Genomic DNA, 16,839 nt, shown 5'->3' with positions numbered 1-16,839 from the left:
GCGGCGGCCCCGTTTGCGTGTGTCAGGAGGCGTGGGTGAGCGCCTGGCCGCGGCGCGGCAGGGGGCGCAGGCTGGCGAGCGGGTGCTTGCCCGTCGCCGTGGGGGCCGGGGCGGTGGCCAGGGGGCCGGTGCTCGGCTCGTGGTGGAAGAGCTGGTCGATCCGCTCGAGGTCGGCGGCCGTGAAGTACACGGCGCGGCCGGCCTTCGTGTGCGGCAGCCGCTTGATGTGCCGACGGAGCCAGGTCTCGGAGACGCCGGGGAGCTGCTCGGCGGCTGCGGCGTAGTCGAAGCGCTCGGTCATGCCGTCACCCCGCTCGCCTCGCCGGCCGTCTCGTCGGGGACCTTGCGGCCGGTCTCGGCCCACAGGCACCCGACGTCGATGCCGATGACCCGGCATATGGCGCGGGCCACCGAGGCCGGCTGCGTCGTGGTCTTGCCGTTGAGCAGTCCCTCGATCGTGCCGTGCGGGACACCGACCTCTCGGGCCAGAGCACGGCCGCTGATCTCGGAACCGTCTCCGGTACGGCCCATGAGATCGCGCAGCGTGTGCGGCTTGAGCAGGGCGTATCTGGGTTCTCGCGTCACGTGCATACCTCTTGGGCAGTGCGTCCAGAAAAGTTGGGCAGTCCCAGAGTGGCACACCATTGGGCAGCCTGTCCAGAATTGTTGGACACCCTGGTTGTGCAGGTTTTGGTCAAGTCTCAGAGGCCTACTGGCGCGGGGGTCCCAAATTCCTGGACACTATGGCCATGTAACGTGGGTGGTTGACCGCTTGACCAGGGCGGATGCATCAGCTGCACCATGCGCCACTTGGGCACCCCACGGCCTACGTGACCGGGAGACGAGATGATGACGGCCGACCAGGCCCACGAGGGCACCGACAGGACCGACCTGTCGGACCTGCTGCGCGACCGCATGGCCGAGCTCGGCCTGTCCATCCGGACCGCAGCCGACGCCACCGTCGACCCCCAGCACCCCGAGGCCGGCCCCCTCTACAAGCGCGGCACCCTCGAGAACCTGCTCAAGAACCAGGTCGCCCGCGCCCCCAGCGAGCAGCAGTGCCGCGCCCTCGCCGCCGCCTTCCGCCTGCCGCTGACCGCCGTGCAGCGCGCGGTCGCCGCCCAGTACCAGGGCTACATCGCCGAACGCTGGAACAGGTCTGAAAAGGCAAGGGTGTTGGTCGCCCGCATCGACGAGATGGATGACGACAAGCTCGAGCGCCTGGCCAAGCTGGCGGACGTCGTCCTCGAGGACACGCCCCCACGCTCAACCTCTGGCCAGGGCTGAGTACACAGAGTTACTTTCACGTTCACTCTGGTCACGGGTTCGGCCGTGTGGCACAGTCGGTGATCCGCCTGGGAAGCGGCATATTCACTCGCTATAGGCACCCATGCCCACGGGGGAGCGTGGGTGCGCCGTTCACGCAAGGGGGCCTGAGCATGGGCGACTCGGGGGAGTCCGCGAAGAAGAGCAAATGCCAGCTGCGCCAGGCGCGCATCGACATACAGTTCGTGCCAGATCTCCCAGGCGGCCGCGCCGTGGTCCCCGCCGAGAAGGAGGGCCGCCTCGTGTGGCTCGTCTCCGAAGGGGCCATGACGCCGGAGTGCCTCGCCGAGATGCGCGACTACCTGTCGCACATATCCGGCAAAGGCCTCTGGCTCCAGAACTGGCAAGGCCGACACCAGACCGTCTGACACAGGCGAACTGATCCATCAGACCCGGGGCCGCGCACACCGCGCGGCCCCGCCGTCATGTCACACCGCCTGCAGCGCCCGCGGCGCCGGCCCGCCCATCGCCGCCTCGACAGCCGCGGCGATCTCCCCGTCCAGCGCCCGCACCAGGTGCCCGTACCGGTCCACCGTCGTCGTGATCGACTCATGCCCCAGCCGCGCCTGGATCGCGGGCAGCGGAATGTTCTTCTCGATCAGCCACGCCACATGCGTATGCCGCAGATCATGGATCCGCGGCCGCTTCGTCAGCCCCCGCCGGATCGCCTCGTCGCAGGCCTTCTTCCACTTCCGGTTGTAGAAGTTCGCGTGCCGCCACGCCTTGCCCATCCCGCCCCGGAACACGAAGTCCTCCGGCTGCCGCCCGGCCAGGTGCCGGCGCAGCATCTCCACCTGACCCTCCGACAGCGCCAGGACCCGCCTGCCCTTCTTCGTCTTCGGCGGGCCGAGCTTGAACACCGCGTCGTCGCACCGCTTCCACGCCCGCTGGATGCTGATCGTCCGCCGGGTCAGGTTCACGTCTCGCGCCTGCAGAGCGGTCGCCTCACCCCACCGCAGCCCTGTGCCGACGAGGAAGTCGGCGAGGTCCGCCGCGTCCTCGTCGATCTCCCGCAGGCACGCGGAGATCCGCGCGTACTCGTCGTGCTCGAGGAACGTCATCTCCTCCTCGATGCCGTCGTCCTGCCGCGGCAGCCTGGTCCGCTTGCAGGGGTTGTCCGACCGCAGCGGGGCGGCCGCATCGACCGCGGCCTGGAACACGCAGAACAGCAACCCGTGCCGGTTGGCGATCGACTTGGGACGGGCCGGCCTGCGCAGCCACTGCCCCTCCTGCCCCGGGTCCGGCACGCCCTGCTCCTGGCTGCGCACCCATGCCTTGATGTCGTCCTCGGTCACGTTGCACACCGTCGCGGGCACCGACGGCCCGCCACCCGCGGGCGTATGCACGAGGCCGCCCAGGCGCTCCTCACGGCCGTCGCCGTGGACGAGGAGGGCCCCGGCGAAGTGCCGGTCGATGTCGCGCTTGTAGTCGCGGCGTGTGCGCTCGTCGATGCCGGTGAGGTTGTCGGCGTACCGGTGCGCGTAGGCGACCAGCTCGACGTCGTCGGGGTGGGTGTCCGGCTCGACGAAGCCGTGGCCCTTCACCCAGCCGTGCGGCCACCGGTTCCCGTGCGCCTCGACCAGCTGCTTGAACTGATCGGCCTGCGCCTGGCCCAGCTCGCCGCCGAAGTTCTCGGTCTGCCAGCTGCCGTCCTGCCGCCACTTCACCTGAAAGGTGCTGTCGCCCGACTTCTTCGGGCGCTCCACGATGCTCGCCATGGAGGGAAGATACGGCCCGAATCGGGCGTCCAACAGGGCCCCGTGTTCCCAACTGTTCCCAAAGGGTCCGGGCATGACGAAGGGCTGACCCGTTTACACAGGTCAGCCCTTGATCATTCAGGGTGAGTGACGGGACTTGAACCCGCGACATCCTGGACCACAACCAGGTGCTCTACCAGCTGAGCTACACCCACCACGGCCTGTTTCCGGGAGATCAGTGACTTCCCCGACCGGCCGAGAAAAAGTGTACAGGGCCCGAAGGGGTGCTCGCGCACGGCCTTTCCGCGCGGCCCCCTCGAGCCCCCTCGGCACCCCTACTGAGCAGGCAGGACGTACTTCGCCGCGATCTTCTTCGCGGTGTCGGAGTCGGGTCCCGGCTGCGGCACGAAGACCGCCTCGCGGTAGTAGCGCAGCTCCGCGATGGACTCGCGGATGTCGGCGAGCGCCCGGTGGTTGCCGTTCTTCTCCGGGCTGTTGAAGTACGCCCGCGGGTACCAGCGGCGGGCCAGCTCCTTCACGCTGGACACGTCGACGATCCGGTAGTGCAGGTAGTTCTCCAGGGTCGGCATGTCGCGCAGCAGGAAGCCGCGGTCGGTGCCGACGGAGTTCCCGCACAGGGGCGCCTTGCCGGGCTCCTTGACGTGTTCCCGGATGTAGGCGAGGACCCGCTCCTCTGCGTCCTCCAGCGTCGTGCCGTTCGGCAGCTCGTCCAGCAGCCCCGACGCCGTGTGCATCGCGCGCACCACCTCCGGCATCGTCTCCAGGGCCCGCTCCGGCGGGCGGATGACGATGTCGACTCCCTCGCCGAGCACGTTCAGCTCCGAGTCGGTGACGAGGGCGGCCACCTCGATGAGCGCGTCGTCCGACAGCGAGAGGCCGGTCATCTCGCAGTCGATCCACACCATGCGATCGTTCATGTGTCTCACCCTACGGTGCGTGACGCCGGGCCGGACCGGGTGGTGAAGCGGGGATTCCCCAGATCTTTCCGCACAGCCGTGAGGGCCGGAGGCACACGGCCTCCGGCCCTCACGCCGGTCACCTCAGTGCACGCCGCGCTGTCCCGGGACGCCCGGCGCCGACGCGGTCAGGGACGCCCCCAGCGCGCCGGCCGCCGCCGGACGGCGCGACTGGTGCGGAACCCCGCCGTCCGGATGCAGCTGCGGCACCGGATGATGCCCCGCGGTCTCCGGCCGGCCGGCCGGGAGGCCGCCCGACGGCGCGCCCGGCGCGGTCTCGGTGTCCTGGCCCCGCTCGGACTGCGGACGCCGGGCCCGGTACGCGGCCCGGTAGGCGGCCGGGGACGAGCCGAGCTGGCGCCGGAAGTGCCCGCGCAGCGCGACCGGCGAGCGGAAGCCGCAGCGTCCCGCCACCTCGTCCACCGAGTAGTCCGACGTCTCCAGCAGGCGCTGCGCCTGGAGCACCCGCTGCGTGATCAGCCACTGCAACGGCGCGCTGCCGGTCAGCGAGCGGAAACGGCGGTCGAAGGTGCGGCGGCTCATGTACGCGCGGGCGGCGAGCGTCTCCACGTCGAACTGCTCGTGGAGGTGCTCCAGCGCCCAGGCGACGACCTCGGCGAGCGGGTCGGCGCCGATCTCCTCCGGTAAAGACCTGTCGAGGTAGCGCTCCTGGCCGCCGCTGCGGCGCGGCGGGACCACCAGGCGCCGGGCGAGCGCGCCGGCCGCCTCGTTGCCGTGGTCCGTGCGCACGATGTGCAGACACAGGTCGATGCCGGCCGCGGTGCCCGCGGACGTCAGCACGTCGCCGTCGTCCACGAACAGCTCGCGTGGATCGACGTGCACCGACGGATAGCGCTTGGCCAGCGTCGGCGCGTACATCCAGTGGGTGGTCGCGGGCCGGCCGTCCAGCAGGCCCGCCGCCGCGAGGACGAAGGCGCCGGTGCACAGCCCGACGATGCGGGCACCCTCCTCATGGGCCCGGCGCAGCGCGTCCAGGGCCTCCTCCGGCGGCGGGGAGGTGATCGATCTCCAGGCCGGCACCACGACGGTGCCCGCCCGGGATATCGCCTCCAGGCCGTGTGGCGCGGTGAGTTCCAGGCCCCCCGTGGTCCGCAGCGGGCCCTCTTCGCCGCCGCACACCAGCAGGCGGTAGCGCGGCACGCCGGCGTCCTGGCGGTCAACCCCGAACACCGACAACGGTATGGAACTCTCGAAAATGGGGCCGCCGCTGAACAGCAGCACCGCGACGATCTCCTTGCGGCGGCGCCCGGAGAGTTTCCGGGCCGCGTTTTCCGGCGCGGCAGTGGAGTCGTGGCTCATCCTGCTAAGCCCCCCTCGGTGGTCGCGGCTCCTCGGTTGTGTCGCTCCTGCACGTTTCCCCTCGGTCCTGCACGAGTCCCCCGCCGTAAGACAGTCAAGATCGAATCTACTGTGTCCCGTCGCGCACCGGTGGCCAGTTCGGCACTCGGTGCATTGTCGACTTGGCAACTTGGCGTGAAGCATTCGATCACGAAGCGTTGCACTCGCGCGCCGTGCAGGGAAGTGCGCCTCGTCGCGGTGGCCAAAGCACGTAGGGTGCGCGGGGCCCGCGCGGTCCTTTCCGTGCAGGTGGAACGGGGGTTGGGGGGCGGTCACGGCACGGGGTGCGCGAGAACCGGAAGTTGGCTGAAAAGAGACGGGTGGGGGTGCGGAAACCGGTCAACCGGCCGGTGAGCTTCCGCCGTCCCGCGGGGCGTGCGCCCGCGTGTGGAGCGGGCGCCGGGCGCGCGTGACACGGGCGCCGGTCGCGACGCGGTGACGGGCGTGCGATGGCGGGCGTCACCGCGGGGGCGGGCAGGAAGCCGGACGCGGCCCGGGGGAGGAGGTCGTCCTCGGGGGCCGGCCGCGGGCGGGTCGCCGGTCCGGATGGTTCGGATGTCAAGCGAATACCCCGCAAACCGCCTGTACAGGCCAGCAACCGTTGCGTCGTGGGCGGACCCTCGTGCATGCTCCGGGGAACCCGCCTCCCGGTTCGCGCGGGATCTGGGCCACGGAGGCGTGCCGCCGTACCCTTGGGGGTATGGGGTTGGGAAGGCACTTCCCGGACACAGCTCCGCCGCACACTGTCGTCCCACACAAGGATCACAACCCCGAGACAGCCATGGCCGGTCACGAATTCTTCGAACCCGCGGACCGCAAGCGGCCGGTCGCCGATCCGACGGCGTCCGAACCCCTGGCGGCGGAGGACTCACGTCACGCGTGCGACCCCGCCTTCCGGCACGGGGTGGTCGTCGGCTTCGACGGGTCCACGTCCAGCGAACGGGCCCTCGCGTACGCCATCGGCATGGCGCGGCGCTCCGGTTCCGGTCTGATCATCGTCCACGTCGCCAACCGGCTGCCCACCACGGTGTGGGCGGGCTGCGAGCCGCCGGTCTTCGTGGACGTCCCGGACCACCGCACGGAGGTGCTGGGGCTCGAGCTGGCCTGCGCGGACTATCTGGCCGAGGTGCCGTGGATCCTCGTCGAGCGGGGCGGGGACATCTGCCATGAACTCGAAGAGGTGGGGCGGGAGTACTCCGCCGATGCGATTGTCGTGGGTTCTACCCACGGGATCGTGGGGCGGCTTTTCGGGTCGGTTGCGGGGAGGCTGGCGAAGCGGGCGCAGCGGCCGGTTGTTGTCATTCCATGACGTGGGTGTGAGTAGCGGGGCCCCTGTGTTGTGGCAACACAGGGGCCCCGTTCTCGTTGTACGGCCCGTGCGGGTGCGTGGGGGGCTGGTCGCGCAGTTCCCCGCGCCCCTAGGTGTGCTGTTCGACCGGCCGGTCGACAAGGCCCCGCGCCCCGCAGGGAACCAGCGGCTTATTCGACCGTGACCGACTTGGCGAGGTTGCGGGGCTTGTCGATGTCGCGGCCCAGGGCCAGGGCCGTGTGGTAGGCGAGGAGCTGGAGGGGGATGCCCATGAGGATCGGGTCCAGCTCGTCCTCGTTCTTGGGGACCACGATCGTGTGGTCCGCCTTCTCCTGCTCCTGGTGCGCCACGGCGACGATCCGGCCGCTGCGGGCCTTGATCTCCTCCATGGCCGCGCGGTTCTTCTCCAGCAGGTCGTCGTCCGGGACGATCGCCACCGTGGGAAGGGCCGGCTCGATCAGGGCCAGCGGGCCGTGCTTCAGCTCGGAGGCCGGGTAGGCCTCGGCGTGGATGTACGAGACCTCCTTGAGCTTCAGGGAGGCCTCGCGGGCCACCGGGTAGCCCCGGACGCGGCCGATGAAGAGCATCGAGCGGGCCTCGGCGTACTCCAGCGCCAGCTTCTTGATCTCCTCCTCCTGCTCCAGCATCTCGGAGATCTGGGCGGGGAGGCGGCGCAGGCCCTCGATGATCCGCTTGCCGTCGCGGACGGAGAGGTCGCGGGTGCGGCCCAGGTGCAGGGCGAGCAGCGCGAAGGCGACCGTGGTGTTGGTGAAGCACTTGGTGGAGACGACGCAGACCTCCGGGCCCGCGTGCACGTAGACGCCGCCGTCCGCCTCGCGGGCGATCGCGGAGCCCACCACGTTGACCACGCCGAGGACGCGCGCGCCCTTGCGCTTGAGCTCCTGGACGGCCGCGAGGACGTCGTACGTCTCACCGGACTGGGAGACCGCGACGTACAGGGTGTCGGGGTCGACGACCGCGTTGCGGTAGCGGAACTCGGAGGCCGGCTCGGCGTCGGCGGGGATGCGCGCGAGCTCCTCGATCATCTGCGCGCCGATCATGCCGGCGTGGTACGAGGTGCCGCAGCCGAGGATCTTCACGCGGCGGATGCGGCGGGCCTCGCGGGCGTCCAGGTTGAGGCCGCCCAGGTGCACGGTGGAGAAGCGGTCGTCGATCCGGCCGCGCAGCACGCGGTCCACGGCCTCGGCCTGCTCGTGGATCTCCTTGTGCATGTACGTGTCGTGGCCGCCCATGTCGTAGGAGGCGGCCTCCCACTCCACGGTGGTGGGCTCGGCGGTGGTGCGCGTGCCCTCCGTGGTGTAGGTGCGGAAGTCGTCGGCCTTGAGGGTGGCCATCTCGCCGTCGTCGAGGGTGACTATCTGGCGGGTGTGGGCGACCAGCGCGGCGATGTCCGAGGCGACGAACATCTCCTTCTCGCCGATGCCGAGGACGACCGGGGAGCCGTTGCGGGCGACGACGATGCGGTCCGGGAAGTCGGCGTGCAGCACGGCGATGCCGTAGGTGCCCTCGATCAGGCGGACCGTCTCGCGGACCTTGTCCTCGAGCTTCTCGGCCGTCGAGCGGGCGATGAGGTGGACCAGGACCTCGGTGTCGGTCTCGGAGAGGAACTCGACGCCGTCCGCCTCCAGCTTGCGGCGCAGGTCGGCGGCGTTGTCGATGATGCCGTTGTGGACGACGGCGACCTTGCCCTCGGCGTCCAGGTGCGGGTGGGCGTTCACGTCGGACGGGGCGCCGTGCGTGGCCCAGCGGGTGTGGGCGATGCCGGTGGTGCCCTTGAAGCGCGCCGGGACCTTGGCCTCCAGGTCGCGGACCCGGCCCTTGGCCTTGACCGTCTTCAGGGTCCCCGTCTTCGGGGAGGTCACGGCGATGCCCGCCGAGTCGTAGCCGCGGTACTCCAGGCGCTGGAGGCCCTCGAGCAGCAGGGGGGCGACCTCACGCCTGCCGATGTAACCGACGATTCCGCACATACAGGTATGTTCCTAGCCGTAGACGATGCGGCGCAGCTGCCGGAGCGAGAGCTCGGGCGGCGCCACCGCGCGGTATCTCAGGTCCGCCTCGATCCGTTGGAAGATCGTCGCGTTCACCAGGCCCTGGGCCTGGAGCTCGCGGTGGCGGCGACGGACGTACTCCTCGGTCGTCTCGTCGAAGTAGGCGAGCACGTCCTGGATCACACGCAGCGCCTCGCCCCGGCTGAGGGGCGTGGACCGCGTCAGATGATCGACAAGTTCGTCGTGCACCCGATGATCCTGGAGTACCGGCGACGGTTTCGCAAGAAACGTGCCCGATTTCGGGCAGGCCTTGCCGGGTGACTCTTACATGCCCCGCCCGGTGACTCTTACATACGCTTCAGGATCGCCTGCTTGGCGAGGGTGAACTCCTCGTCGGTGAGGACCCCGGACCGGTGCAGCTCGCCCAGCTCCCGCAGCCGGCGCAGCAGCGCGTCGTGATCGTCCTCGGCGCGCCCGGGCGGCGCGGACCGGTCGGCCTCGGGGGCGGGCGGGCCCTCCAGTGCGGCCGGGGCGGCGGGCGTGGACGGGTGCGGCAGGCGGGCCTGCACGGCGGCGGCCACCAGTGCCATCAGCGGGTCCTTCTTGAAGCCCCACAGCTCCACCGCGTTCGGGTCGTACTTCGCCGGGACCTTGGTGGGGGCGTGGCGCACGAGGAAACGCAGGTGGCCGTTCTCCAGCCCCGCGGCCGGCTGCCAGTCCACGCCCTCCAGGTCCGCCGCCGCCAGGGTGCGGGGTCCCGCGGCGGCCTTGGCGTCCTCCGTCTTCCAGTTCCACTCCAGCCGGACCCGCTCCCCGTCGAAGCTCACCGTGCCGTCCCCGGCGGACACGGACAGCGGCAGGGGCGGGCCGGGCAGCAGATAGGCGGTCACCGGTCCCGACGGGACCTGCTCCAGCAGCAGCGCGGTGCGGACCTCCTCCGTGAAGTACTCGGCGACGCCGTAGCGGTCGGACTCCACGCTCAGCTGGTACGGGTCGTGCGGCTCGGTGAGTCGGCCCCCGGTCGCGTGCAACAGGGGGTCGGCGCCGTCGCGCAGCCGCAGCCTGAGCCGCCCCGACCTCTTGCCCTGCTCCAGCGAGATGCCCGCCAACGCCTCCAGCGGCACGGCCAGTTCACCCAGCGTCCGGCGCAGCAGACCGACGTTCTTGTCCCGGCCGGGCGTCAGACGCAGGGTCTCCCCGTCGAACGTCCACGACCCGTCCTTCTGGATGATTTCCGCCATGGGGGGATTGTTTCACCGGATCTGCGGGAGAGTGGTCTATACCCATTCCGGGTTCCCTTACAGGGGACAGGAGTTGAGAAGGGAGCACGTGTGAGACGGCAACGACGGCACCACGGAACGACTCCCCGCACCACCCGGCTGCTCGGGTCCCTGCTGCTCGTCGTGGCGGTGGGAGCCGCCACGGTCGCGGCGACCCCCGCCCGGGGCCCGGCCCCCGGGACCGCTTCGGGGCGCTCGCCCGTCCCGCTGGACCGGGTGATCCCCGCCCCCGCGTCCGTGGACCCCGGCGGACGCCCCTACCGCATCACGGAGAAGACCCGTATCCGCGTCGACGGCCCCCGTGAGGCCCGCGGGGTCGGCGAGTACCTCGCGGGCGTCCTGCGGCCCTCCACCGGCTATCCGCTGCCCGTCACCGACCGCGGCACCGGAGGCATCCGCCTGCGCGTCGCCGAGGGTCCCTACGGCAGCGAGGGCTACCGGCTGCGCAGCGGCCCCTCCGGGATCACCCTGACCGCCGCCGGGCCCGCCGGGCTGTTCCACGGCGTCCAGACGCTGCGGCAGCTGCTCCCGGCGGACGTGGAGCGGCGCACCCGGCAGCCGGGACCGTGGCTGGTGACGGGCGGCACCGTCACCGACAGCCCGCGCTTCGGCTGGCGCGGCGCCATGCTCGACGTCTCCCGGCACTTCTTCTCCGTCGACGAGGTCAAGCGCTACATCGACCGGATCGCCCTCTACAAGCTCAACAAGCTGCATCTGCATCTGAGCGACGACCAGGGCTGGCGCATCGCGATCGACTCCTGGCCGCGGCTCGCGGCCTACGGCGGCTCCACCGAGGTCGGCGGCGGCCCCGGCGGTTTCTACACCAAGGACGACTACCGCGAGATCGTGCGGTACGCGGCCTCCCGGTATCTGGAGGTCGTCCCCGAGATCGACATGCCGGGCCACACCAACGCGGCCCTCGCCTCCTACGCCGAGCTGAACTGCGACGGAGTGGCGCCGCCGCTCTACACCGGCACCCAGGTCGGCTTCAGCTCGCTGTGCGTCGGCAAGGAGGTCACGTACGACTTCGTCGAGGACGTCGTGCGGGAGATCGCCGCGCTCACGCCCGGCCGCTATCTGCACATCGGCGGCGACGAGGCGCACTCCACCCCGCACGAGGAGTACGTGGCCTTCATGGAGCGGGTCCAGCCGGTCGTCGCCCGGTACGGCAAGACGGTCGTGGGCTGGCACCAGCTGACCGGGGCCACCCCGGCGAAGGGGGCGCTCGCCCAGTACTGGGGCCTCGACGGCACAGGCGCGGCGGAGAAGGAGCGGGTCGCCGAGGCGGCGCGGAACGGCACCGGACTGATCCTGTCGCCGGCCGACCGGGCGTACATGGACATGAAGTACGACGCGAACACGCCGCTGGGGCTGTCCTGGGCCGGGTACGTCGAGGTGCGGCGGTCCTACGACTGGGACCCGGGCGCGTATCTGGAGGGCGTGCCGGAGTCCGCGGTGCGGGGTGTCGAGGCGCCGCTGTGGACGGAGACGCTCGACGAGGCCGGGGAGCTGGAGTTCATGGCGTTCCCGCGGCTGCCGGGGATCGCGGAGCTGGGGTGGTCCCCGGCGGGGACGCACGACTGGGAGTCGTATCGGTCGCGGCTTGCGGGGCAGGGGCCCCGGTGGGAGGCGATGGGGGTGAGTTTTTACCGGTCGCCTCAGGTGCCTTGGGAGTGACGGCAGTTGGCGGGCTGCGGGCCGGTGGGGGCTTGTCGCGCAGTTCCCCGCGCCCCTAGGGGTGTCGACCCTGAGGGGCGGTGACCAAGCCCTCCGGTGACCAAGCCCCCCGGGGACCGTACTCCGGGGGGCTTGGTCCGCACTGGGTCAGAACGCCGCCAGCGGGTTCTTCAGGGTGCCGATGAGCTGGAGGGCGCCCGACGGGTCCGACAGGTCGACCATCTGCCTGTTGTTGCGCAGCTGGAGGCGGTTCAGGCAGGACAGGGCGAACTCCGGGGCGAACATGTCGTACCGGGCGAACTTGTCCGCCAGCTCCGGCACCGACGCCTGGTAGGCGCGGGTGACCTCCGCGACCGTCCGCCAGAAGCCGTCCTCGTCGAGCACGCCCTCCTCGGCGAGGTTCGCCGCGAGGAAGCGGAAGAAGCAGTCGAAGACGTCCGTGAAAATCGACAGCAGCTTGGTGTCGTCCGGGACCTCGACGCGGATGCGGGACACCTCCGGCGGCAGCACCGCGTCCGGGTCCATCACCGCGATCTCCTCGGCGATGTCCTTGTAGATCGCGCGCTTCACGACGCCGTCCTCCAGGACCAGGATGACGTTCTCGCCGTGCGGCATGTACACCAGGTCGTAGGCGTAGAAGCTGTGCAGCAGCGGGACGTAGTAGGCCCGCAGGTAGCGGCGCAGCCACTCGGCCGGGGCCAGCCCGGAGCGCTCGATCAGGGCGGCCGCGAAGGACCGGCCCTCGTGGTCGACGTGGACCAGGGACGCCATGGTGGCGAGCGACTCGCCCTCCTCCAGGGACGTCACCGGGCTCTCCCGCCACAGCGCCGCCAGCATCTTCCGGTACGGCGAGTAGCGGTCGGTGGCCTGCTCGTACTCCAGGTGCCGGTAGCCCACGGCGGCGCGCTCGCGGATGACCGACAGTCCCGTGGACCGCAGCACCGGGTCGTTGTCGATCAGGCGGGCCAGCCAGTCGTTGATGGCCGGGGTCGCCTCCATGTAGGCGGCGGACAGGCCCCGCATGAAGCCCATGTTGAGGACGGACAGGGCCGTCTTCACGTAGTGCTTCTGCGGGTGCGACCGGTTGAAGAAGGTGCGGATGGACTGCTGCGCCAGGTACTCGTCGTCGCCCTCGCCCAGGCACACCAGGTGCCGGCGGGCCACCTCGGCGGCGAAGGTGACGGACAGCTTGTTCCACCACTGCCAGGGGTGGACGGGTATGAGCAGGTAGTCGGCGGGGTCCAGGTCCTGGGCGCGCAGGACGTCGTGGAACCGTTCGACGGTCGCCTCGCCCAGCTCCTGGCGGACGAAGGACTCGTAGTCGATGCCGGCGCCCGCCGTGAACGCGGCGCGGGAGCGGTGGGCGGCGAGCCACACCAGCCTCACCGGGTTCGCGGCCTCCGGGGCGTACCTGAGGTACTCGTGCACGCCGAAGCCGAGCCGCCCGTTGTTGGCGACGAAGCAGGGGTGGCCCTCGGTCATGCCGGTCTCGATCGCCTGGAAACCGGCGTCGACCAGCTCGGCCGAGGTGACCTGCGGCTTGGTCAGCTTGTAGCAGGTGCCGGAGAGGGTGGAGGAGATCTCCTCCAGGTACACCGGCAGGATCTCGTCGCTCAGTCCCAGGGACTTCTGCAGCTCGATGAAGAAGTCCAGTGCGGCGAGCTCGAGTTCGGCGTCGCCGCGGTGGCGGGTGATCGAGCCGGCGTCGACCTGCCAGTGGTCCAGGCCGCGCAGCGTGGCCGTGAACGTGTAGCGGGTCCCGCCGTCGTCGCTGCGGACGACGTACCGGCCGTCGCCGGCCGGTTCCGGCGTGACGAGCCGCTCGTGCGCGAACTCGGCGAGCGCCTTGCGGATCAGCAGACGGTTGGCCCGCGCCCAGCGGTGGGGGGACAGATGCGCCACGGCGTCGGACAGGGTCATACGGACACTCCTCGGGCGGCCTCGAACTGTTCACGCGTGCAGAAGCTCAGCAGCGCGCGCTTCTCCGGCTTGTCGATCTCCCGCTCGGGTTCAAAGCCCACGGCCTCGTTCAGGGCGTGCACGGCCTTGTTGCCGACGTCGGGCTCCACCACGACCCGGCGGGTGGCCGGGTCGGCGAACAGCTCCTCCATCACGGCGGTGATGACGGCGCGGGTGAAGCCGTGGACGGGGCGGTCGGTGGGGGCGACCAGGAAGTGCATGCCGACGTCACCGGGCTCGGGCTCGTAGAGCCCGACGAGTTCGACGTACCGGGGGTCGTACTTCTCCATCAGGAAGGCGGGTTCGCCGTCGTGCAGGCCGAGAAAGGCGTGGTGGTGCTCGTGGGCGGCGATCCGCATGTACTCGCGTTCGACGTCCGGGAGCGTCGCGTCCTGCATCATCCAGAACGCCGCCTTGGGGTGCGTCACCCAGCGGTGCAGCAGCTCCGCGTCCTGAAGCGGGTCGAGCGGGCGGACGGTGAACGGGCCGATGGCGCTCATACGGCGAACTCCTGAAAGGCGATGCTCTTCTCGACCGGGTAGTACTCGGCGCCCAGCAGCTCCCGGATGATGGAGGCGTTGCGGTAGGCGCCCATGCCCAGGTCGGGGCTGGTGATGCTGTGCGTGTGGACGCCCGCGTTCTGGAGGAACACGCCGCGCCCGGTGACGTCGATCGCGTAGTTGCGGGCGACGTCGAAGCGGCCGTGGCCGTCGAAGCGCAGCCGGTCGCGCACCGGCTCCAGGAAGGCGGGCTGCTCGTAGTGGTAGCCGGTCGCCAGCACCAGGCCCTCGGTGGCGATCTCGAAGTCCTTGCCCTGCTCGTCCTGGCGGAAGCCGAGCGTGTACGTGCCGTCCTCGTACCGGGCGGTGGTGAGGGAGGAGTTGGTGAGCAGCCGGGTGGGCACGCCGCGGCCGCCGCTCTCCACGTTCTTCTGGTACAGCAGGTCGAAGATCGCGTCGATCAGGTCCGAGTTGATGCCCTTGAAAAGGCCCTTCTGCTGCTTCTCCAGCCGGTAGCGGGTGTCCTCGGGCAGCGCGCGGAAGTAGTCGATGTAGTCCGGGGACGTCATCTCCAGGGTCAGCTTGGTGTACTCCAGCGGGAAGAACCGCGGGGAGCGCGTGACCCAGTTGAGCTGGTAGCCGTGGGCGTCGATCTCGGACAGCAGCTCGTAGTAGATCTCGGCGGCGCTCTGCCCGCTGCCGACGATCGTGACCGACTTCTTCGTCAGCAGCTCCGCCTTGCGCTGCACGTACCGCGCGTTGTGGAAGAGGCCGCCCTCCAGGCCGCGGCAGGGCTCCGGCACGAACGGCACGGTGCCGGTGCCCAGCACCAGGTGCCGGCCGCGGTAGGTGGCGCCGGTGTCCGTGGCCACGACGTACACCTCGGCGGCCTCGTCCCAGGTGACCTCGGTGACCGTGGTGCCGAAGCGGACGGAGCCGAGCTGGGCGGCGGCCCAGCGGCAGTAGTCGTCGTACTCGACGCGCAGCGGGTAGAAGTTCTCCCGGATGTAGAACGAGTACAGTCTGCCCTTCTCCTTCAGGTAGTTGAGGAAGGAGTACGGGGACGTCGGGTCGGCGAGGGTGACCAGGTCCGACATGAACGGCGTCTGGAGGTGGGCGCCGTCCAGGAACATCCCGGCGTGCCACTCGAAGTCCGGCTTGGACTCCAGGAAGACGCCGTCGAGTTCGTCGATGGGCTCGGTCAGGCAGGCCAGCCCCAGGTTGAACGGGCCCAGCCCGATGGCCACGAAGTCGTGGGCCGTGGTGTCAGCAAGCGCGGTCAAGGGACTCTCCCAGGTACTGCTCGGCGTGGCCGGCGATCAGGTCGAGGACGGCCGTGATGTCGGCCGTCGTGGTCTCGGGGTTGAGCAGGGTGAACTTCAGGTAGTGACGGCCGGTCACCTTGGTGCCCGCGACCACCGCGTCGCCGGAGGCGAACAGGGCCTTGCGGGCGTACAGGTTGGCCCGGTCGATCTCGGCGGGGTCGGTGACGGCTGCCGGGATGTAACGGAAGACCAGGGTGGACAGGCTGGGCTCGACCACCACGTCGAAACGGGGGTCGGCGGCCAGCAGCCTCCAGCCCTCGGCGGCCAGGTCGCACACCTCGTCGAAGAGGGCGCCGATGCCGTCCGCGCCCATCACGCGCAGCGTCATCCACAGCTTGAGCGCGTCGAAGCGGCGGGTGGTCTGGAGGGACTTGTCGACCTGGTTGGGGATGCGCTCGGTCACCATGCGGCGCGGGTTGAGGTACTCCGCGTGGTAGGTGGCGTGCCGCAGCGTGGCCGCGTCGCGCACCAGCACGGCCGAGGAACTGACCGGCTGGAAGAAGGACTTGTGGTAGTCGACGGTGACCGAGTCGGCGCACTCGATGCCGTCGATGCGGTGCCGGTACTTCAGCGAGGCGAGCAGGCCGCAGCCGTACGCGGCGTCCACGTGCATCCAGGCGCCGTACTGCTCGCACAGGCCGGCGATCTCCGGCAGCGGGTCGATGGAGCCGAAGTCGGTGGTGCCGGCGGTGGCGACGACCGCCATCGGGACCAGGCCCGCCTCGGCGCAGCGCTCCAGCTCGTGGGCGAGGGCGACGGTCTGCATCCGCTTGTCGTGGTCGACGGGGACGGCCACCACGGCCTCCGGGCCGAGACCGAGCAGCTTCGCGGACTTCTGCACGCTGAAGTGGCTGACCTCGGAGGCGAAGACGCGCAGTTTCGCCAGGTCCTCGGTCTTGGTCTCCTCGCGGGCGAGCAGCAGCGCCTGGAGGTTGGACTGGGTGCCGCCCGAGGTGAACACGCCGTCGGCGGCCGGGCCGAGGCCGATGCGGGCGGCCGTCCAGTCGATCAGTTTCCGCTCGATCAGGGTGCCGCCGGCCGACTGGTCCCAGGTGTCCAGGGAGGAGTTGACGGCGGAGAGCACCGCCTCGCCGAGCACGGCCGGGATGACGACGGGGCAGTTGAGGTGGGCGAGGTAGCGGGGGTGGTGGAAGTAGACCGCGTCCCGGAGATAGACGTCCTCCAGTTCGTCCAGCACCGCGGTGGTGTCGCGCAGCGGCTGGTCGAGGTCGATCGCGTCGATGCGCGGGGCGAGGTCGTCGACCGTGACGCCGGTGAACGGCCGGTCGGTGGCGGCGAGTTTGGCGGCCACCCGCTCGACTCCTTCGGTCACGGAGCGTCGGTAGTGCTCCGTGGTGGTGTCGTTGAGCAGGTGCGAGCGCATGTGGGGTCCTCCGGTGGGGACGGGGCCGGTGCGGGGA

Annotated in this window: 16 protein-coding genes and 1 tRNA gene; 4 read left to right on the top strand and 13 right to left on the bottom strand. The window is 70.5% G+C overall.

Annotated elements, in window-relative coordinates; translation table 11 throughout:
* Positions 1-22: 22 nt before the first annotated feature.
* Positions 23-301 (bottom strand): helix-turn-helix domain-containing protein, encoded by a 279-nt coding sequence (locus ACFOSY_RS07665; RefSeq protein ID WP_394305969.1) that lies wholly within the window; start codon positions 299-301, stop codon positions 23-25.
* Positions 298-585 carry a helix-turn-helix domain-containing protein gene (locus ACFOSY_RS07660; RefSeq protein WP_394305968.1) on the bottom strand — a complete coding sequence of 96 codons (288 nt, stop codon included), beginning with the start codon at positions 583-585 and terminating at the stop codon, positions 298-300. Before ACFOSY_RS07660 ends, ACFOSY_RS07665 begins: the two co-directional genes overlap by 4 nt.
* 261 nt (positions 586-846) lie before the next feature.
* On the opposite strand from ACFOSY_RS07660, the gene ACFOSY_RS07655 reads away from it, so the two are divergent.
* Positions 847-1,287 carry a hypothetical protein gene (locus tag ACFOSY_RS07655; RefSeq protein WP_394305967.1) on the top strand — a complete coding sequence of 147 codons (441 nt, stop codon included), beginning with the start codon at positions 847-849 and terminating at the stop codon, positions 1,285-1,287.
* A gap of 152 nt (positions 1,288-1,439) precedes the next feature.
* A complete protein-coding gene (locus ACFOSY_RS07650) occupies positions 1,440-1,694 on the top strand; it encodes a hypothetical protein (protein ID WP_394305966.1) in 255 nt (84 codons plus the stop codon).
* A gap of 60 nt (positions 1,695-1,754) precedes the next feature.
* Here the strand turns inward: ACFOSY_RS07650 and ACFOSY_RS07645 are convergent, their stop codons facing one another.
* From ACFOSY_RS07645 to ACFOSY_RS07630, 4 genes are all read right to left on the bottom strand, one after another.
* Positions 1,755-3,044: a tyrosine-type recombinase/integrase gene (locus ACFOSY_RS07645; protein WP_394305965.1), complete on the bottom strand. Its 1,290-nt coding sequence runs from the start codon at positions 3,042-3,044 to the stop codon at positions 1,755-1,757.
* A 121-nt stretch (positions 3,045-3,165) separates the two neighbouring features.
* Positions 3,166-3,238, bottom strand: a tRNA-His gene (locus ACFOSY_RS07640).
* A 120-nt stretch (positions 3,239-3,358) separates the two neighbouring features.
* Entirely contained in the window at positions 3,359-3,961 is a 603-nt protein-coding gene (gene orn / locus ACFOSY_RS07635; protein WP_394305964.1) for an oligoribonuclease, read from the bottom strand.
* A 123-nt stretch (positions 3,962-4,084) separates the two neighbouring features.
* On the bottom strand, positions 4,085-5,320 hold the full coding sequence (locus ACFOSY_RS07630) for a helix-turn-helix domain-containing protein (RefSeq protein ID WP_394305963.1): 1,236 nt from the start codon (positions 5,318-5,320) through the stop codon (positions 4,085-4,087).
* Positions 5,321-6,140: 820 nt separating this feature from the next.
* On the opposite strand from ACFOSY_RS07630, the gene ACFOSY_RS07625 reads away from it, so the two are divergent.
* Positions 6,141-6,668, top strand: a complete 528-nt coding sequence (locus ACFOSY_RS07625) for a universal stress protein (protein WP_225654121.1) — start codon at positions 6,141-6,143, stop codon at positions 6,666-6,668.
* Positions 6,669-6,838: 170 nt separating this feature from the next.
* Here ACFOSY_RS07625 and glmS read toward each other — a convergent pair whose 3' ends face one another.
* The 3 genes from glmS to ACFOSY_RS07610 all read right to left on the bottom strand — a co-directional run bounded on the left by glmS (position 6,839) and on the right by ACFOSY_RS07610 (position 9,918).
* Positions 6,839-8,656 carry a glutamine--fructose-6-phosphate transaminase (isomerizing) gene (glmS, locus tag ACFOSY_RS07620; RefSeq protein WP_394305962.1) on the bottom strand — a complete coding sequence of 606 codons (1,818 nt, stop codon included), beginning with the start codon at positions 8,654-8,656 and terminating at the stop codon, positions 6,839-6,841.
* 12 nt (positions 8,657-8,668) lie between these two features.
* The gene (locus ACFOSY_RS07615) at positions 8,669-8,926 is read right to left on the bottom strand and encodes a hypothetical protein (RefSeq protein ID WP_006131553.1); all 258 of its coding nucleotides are present in this window, start codon (positions 8,924-8,926) and stop codon (positions 8,669-8,671) included.
* Between the two features lie 98 nt (positions 8,927-9,024).
* Positions 9,025-9,918, bottom strand: coding sequence for a DUF4429 domain-containing protein (locus tag ACFOSY_RS07610; protein ID WP_394305961.1), 894 nt, complete (start codon positions 9,916-9,918; stop codon positions 9,025-9,027).
* A gap of 90 nt (positions 9,919-10,008) precedes the next feature.
* Here ACFOSY_RS07610 and ACFOSY_RS07605 point away from each other — a divergent pair, with 90 nt between their 5' ends.
* A complete protein-coding gene (locus ACFOSY_RS07605; protein ID WP_394305960.1) occupies positions 10,009-11,634 on the top strand; it encodes a beta-N-acetylhexosaminidase in 1,626 nt (541 codons plus the stop codon).
* A gap of 147 nt (positions 11,635-11,781) precedes the next feature.
* Here ACFOSY_RS07605 and ACFOSY_RS07600 read toward each other — a convergent pair whose 3' ends face one another.
* The 4 genes from ACFOSY_RS07600 to desA are packed head-to-tail and all read right to left on the bottom strand — an operon-like array spanning position 11,782 to position 16,802.
* The gene (locus ACFOSY_RS07600) at positions 11,782-13,554 is read right to left on the bottom strand and encodes an IucA/IucC family protein (RefSeq protein WP_394305959.1); all 1,773 of its coding nucleotides are present in this window, start codon (positions 13,552-13,554) and stop codon (positions 11,782-11,784) included.
* Positions 13,551-14,093: a GNAT family N-acetyltransferase gene (locus ACFOSY_RS07595; RefSeq protein WP_394305958.1), complete on the bottom strand. Its 543-nt coding sequence runs from the start codon at positions 14,091-14,093 to the stop codon at positions 13,551-13,553. The genes ACFOSY_RS07600 and ACFOSY_RS07595 overlap by 4 nt, the downstream gene beginning before the upstream one ends.
* Positions 14,090-15,376, bottom strand: coding sequence for a lysine N(6)-hydroxylase/L-ornithine N(5)-oxygenase family protein (locus ACFOSY_RS07590; RefSeq protein ID WP_394305957.1), 1,287 nt, complete (start codon positions 15,374-15,376; stop codon positions 14,090-14,092). Before ACFOSY_RS07590 ends, ACFOSY_RS07595 begins: the two co-directional genes overlap by 4 nt.
* The gene (gene desA, locus ACFOSY_RS07585) at positions 15,360-16,802 is read right to left on the bottom strand and encodes a lysine decarboxylase DesA (RefSeq protein WP_394305956.1); all 1,443 of its coding nucleotides are present in this window, start codon (positions 16,800-16,802) and stop codon (positions 15,360-15,362) included. Before desA ends, ACFOSY_RS07590 begins: the two co-directional genes overlap by 17 nt.
* Positions 16,803-16,839: the final 37 nt, after the last annotated feature.

Source organism: Streptomyces lusitanus (assembly GCF_042647945.1).
Classification (GTDB): domain Bacteria; phylum Actinomycetota; class Actinomycetes; order Streptomycetales; family Streptomycetaceae; genus Streptomyces; species Streptomyces pseudogriseolus.
Note: the sequence above shows the minus strand (reverse complement) of the source record. Positions and strands in the feature narration are given on the sequence as shown.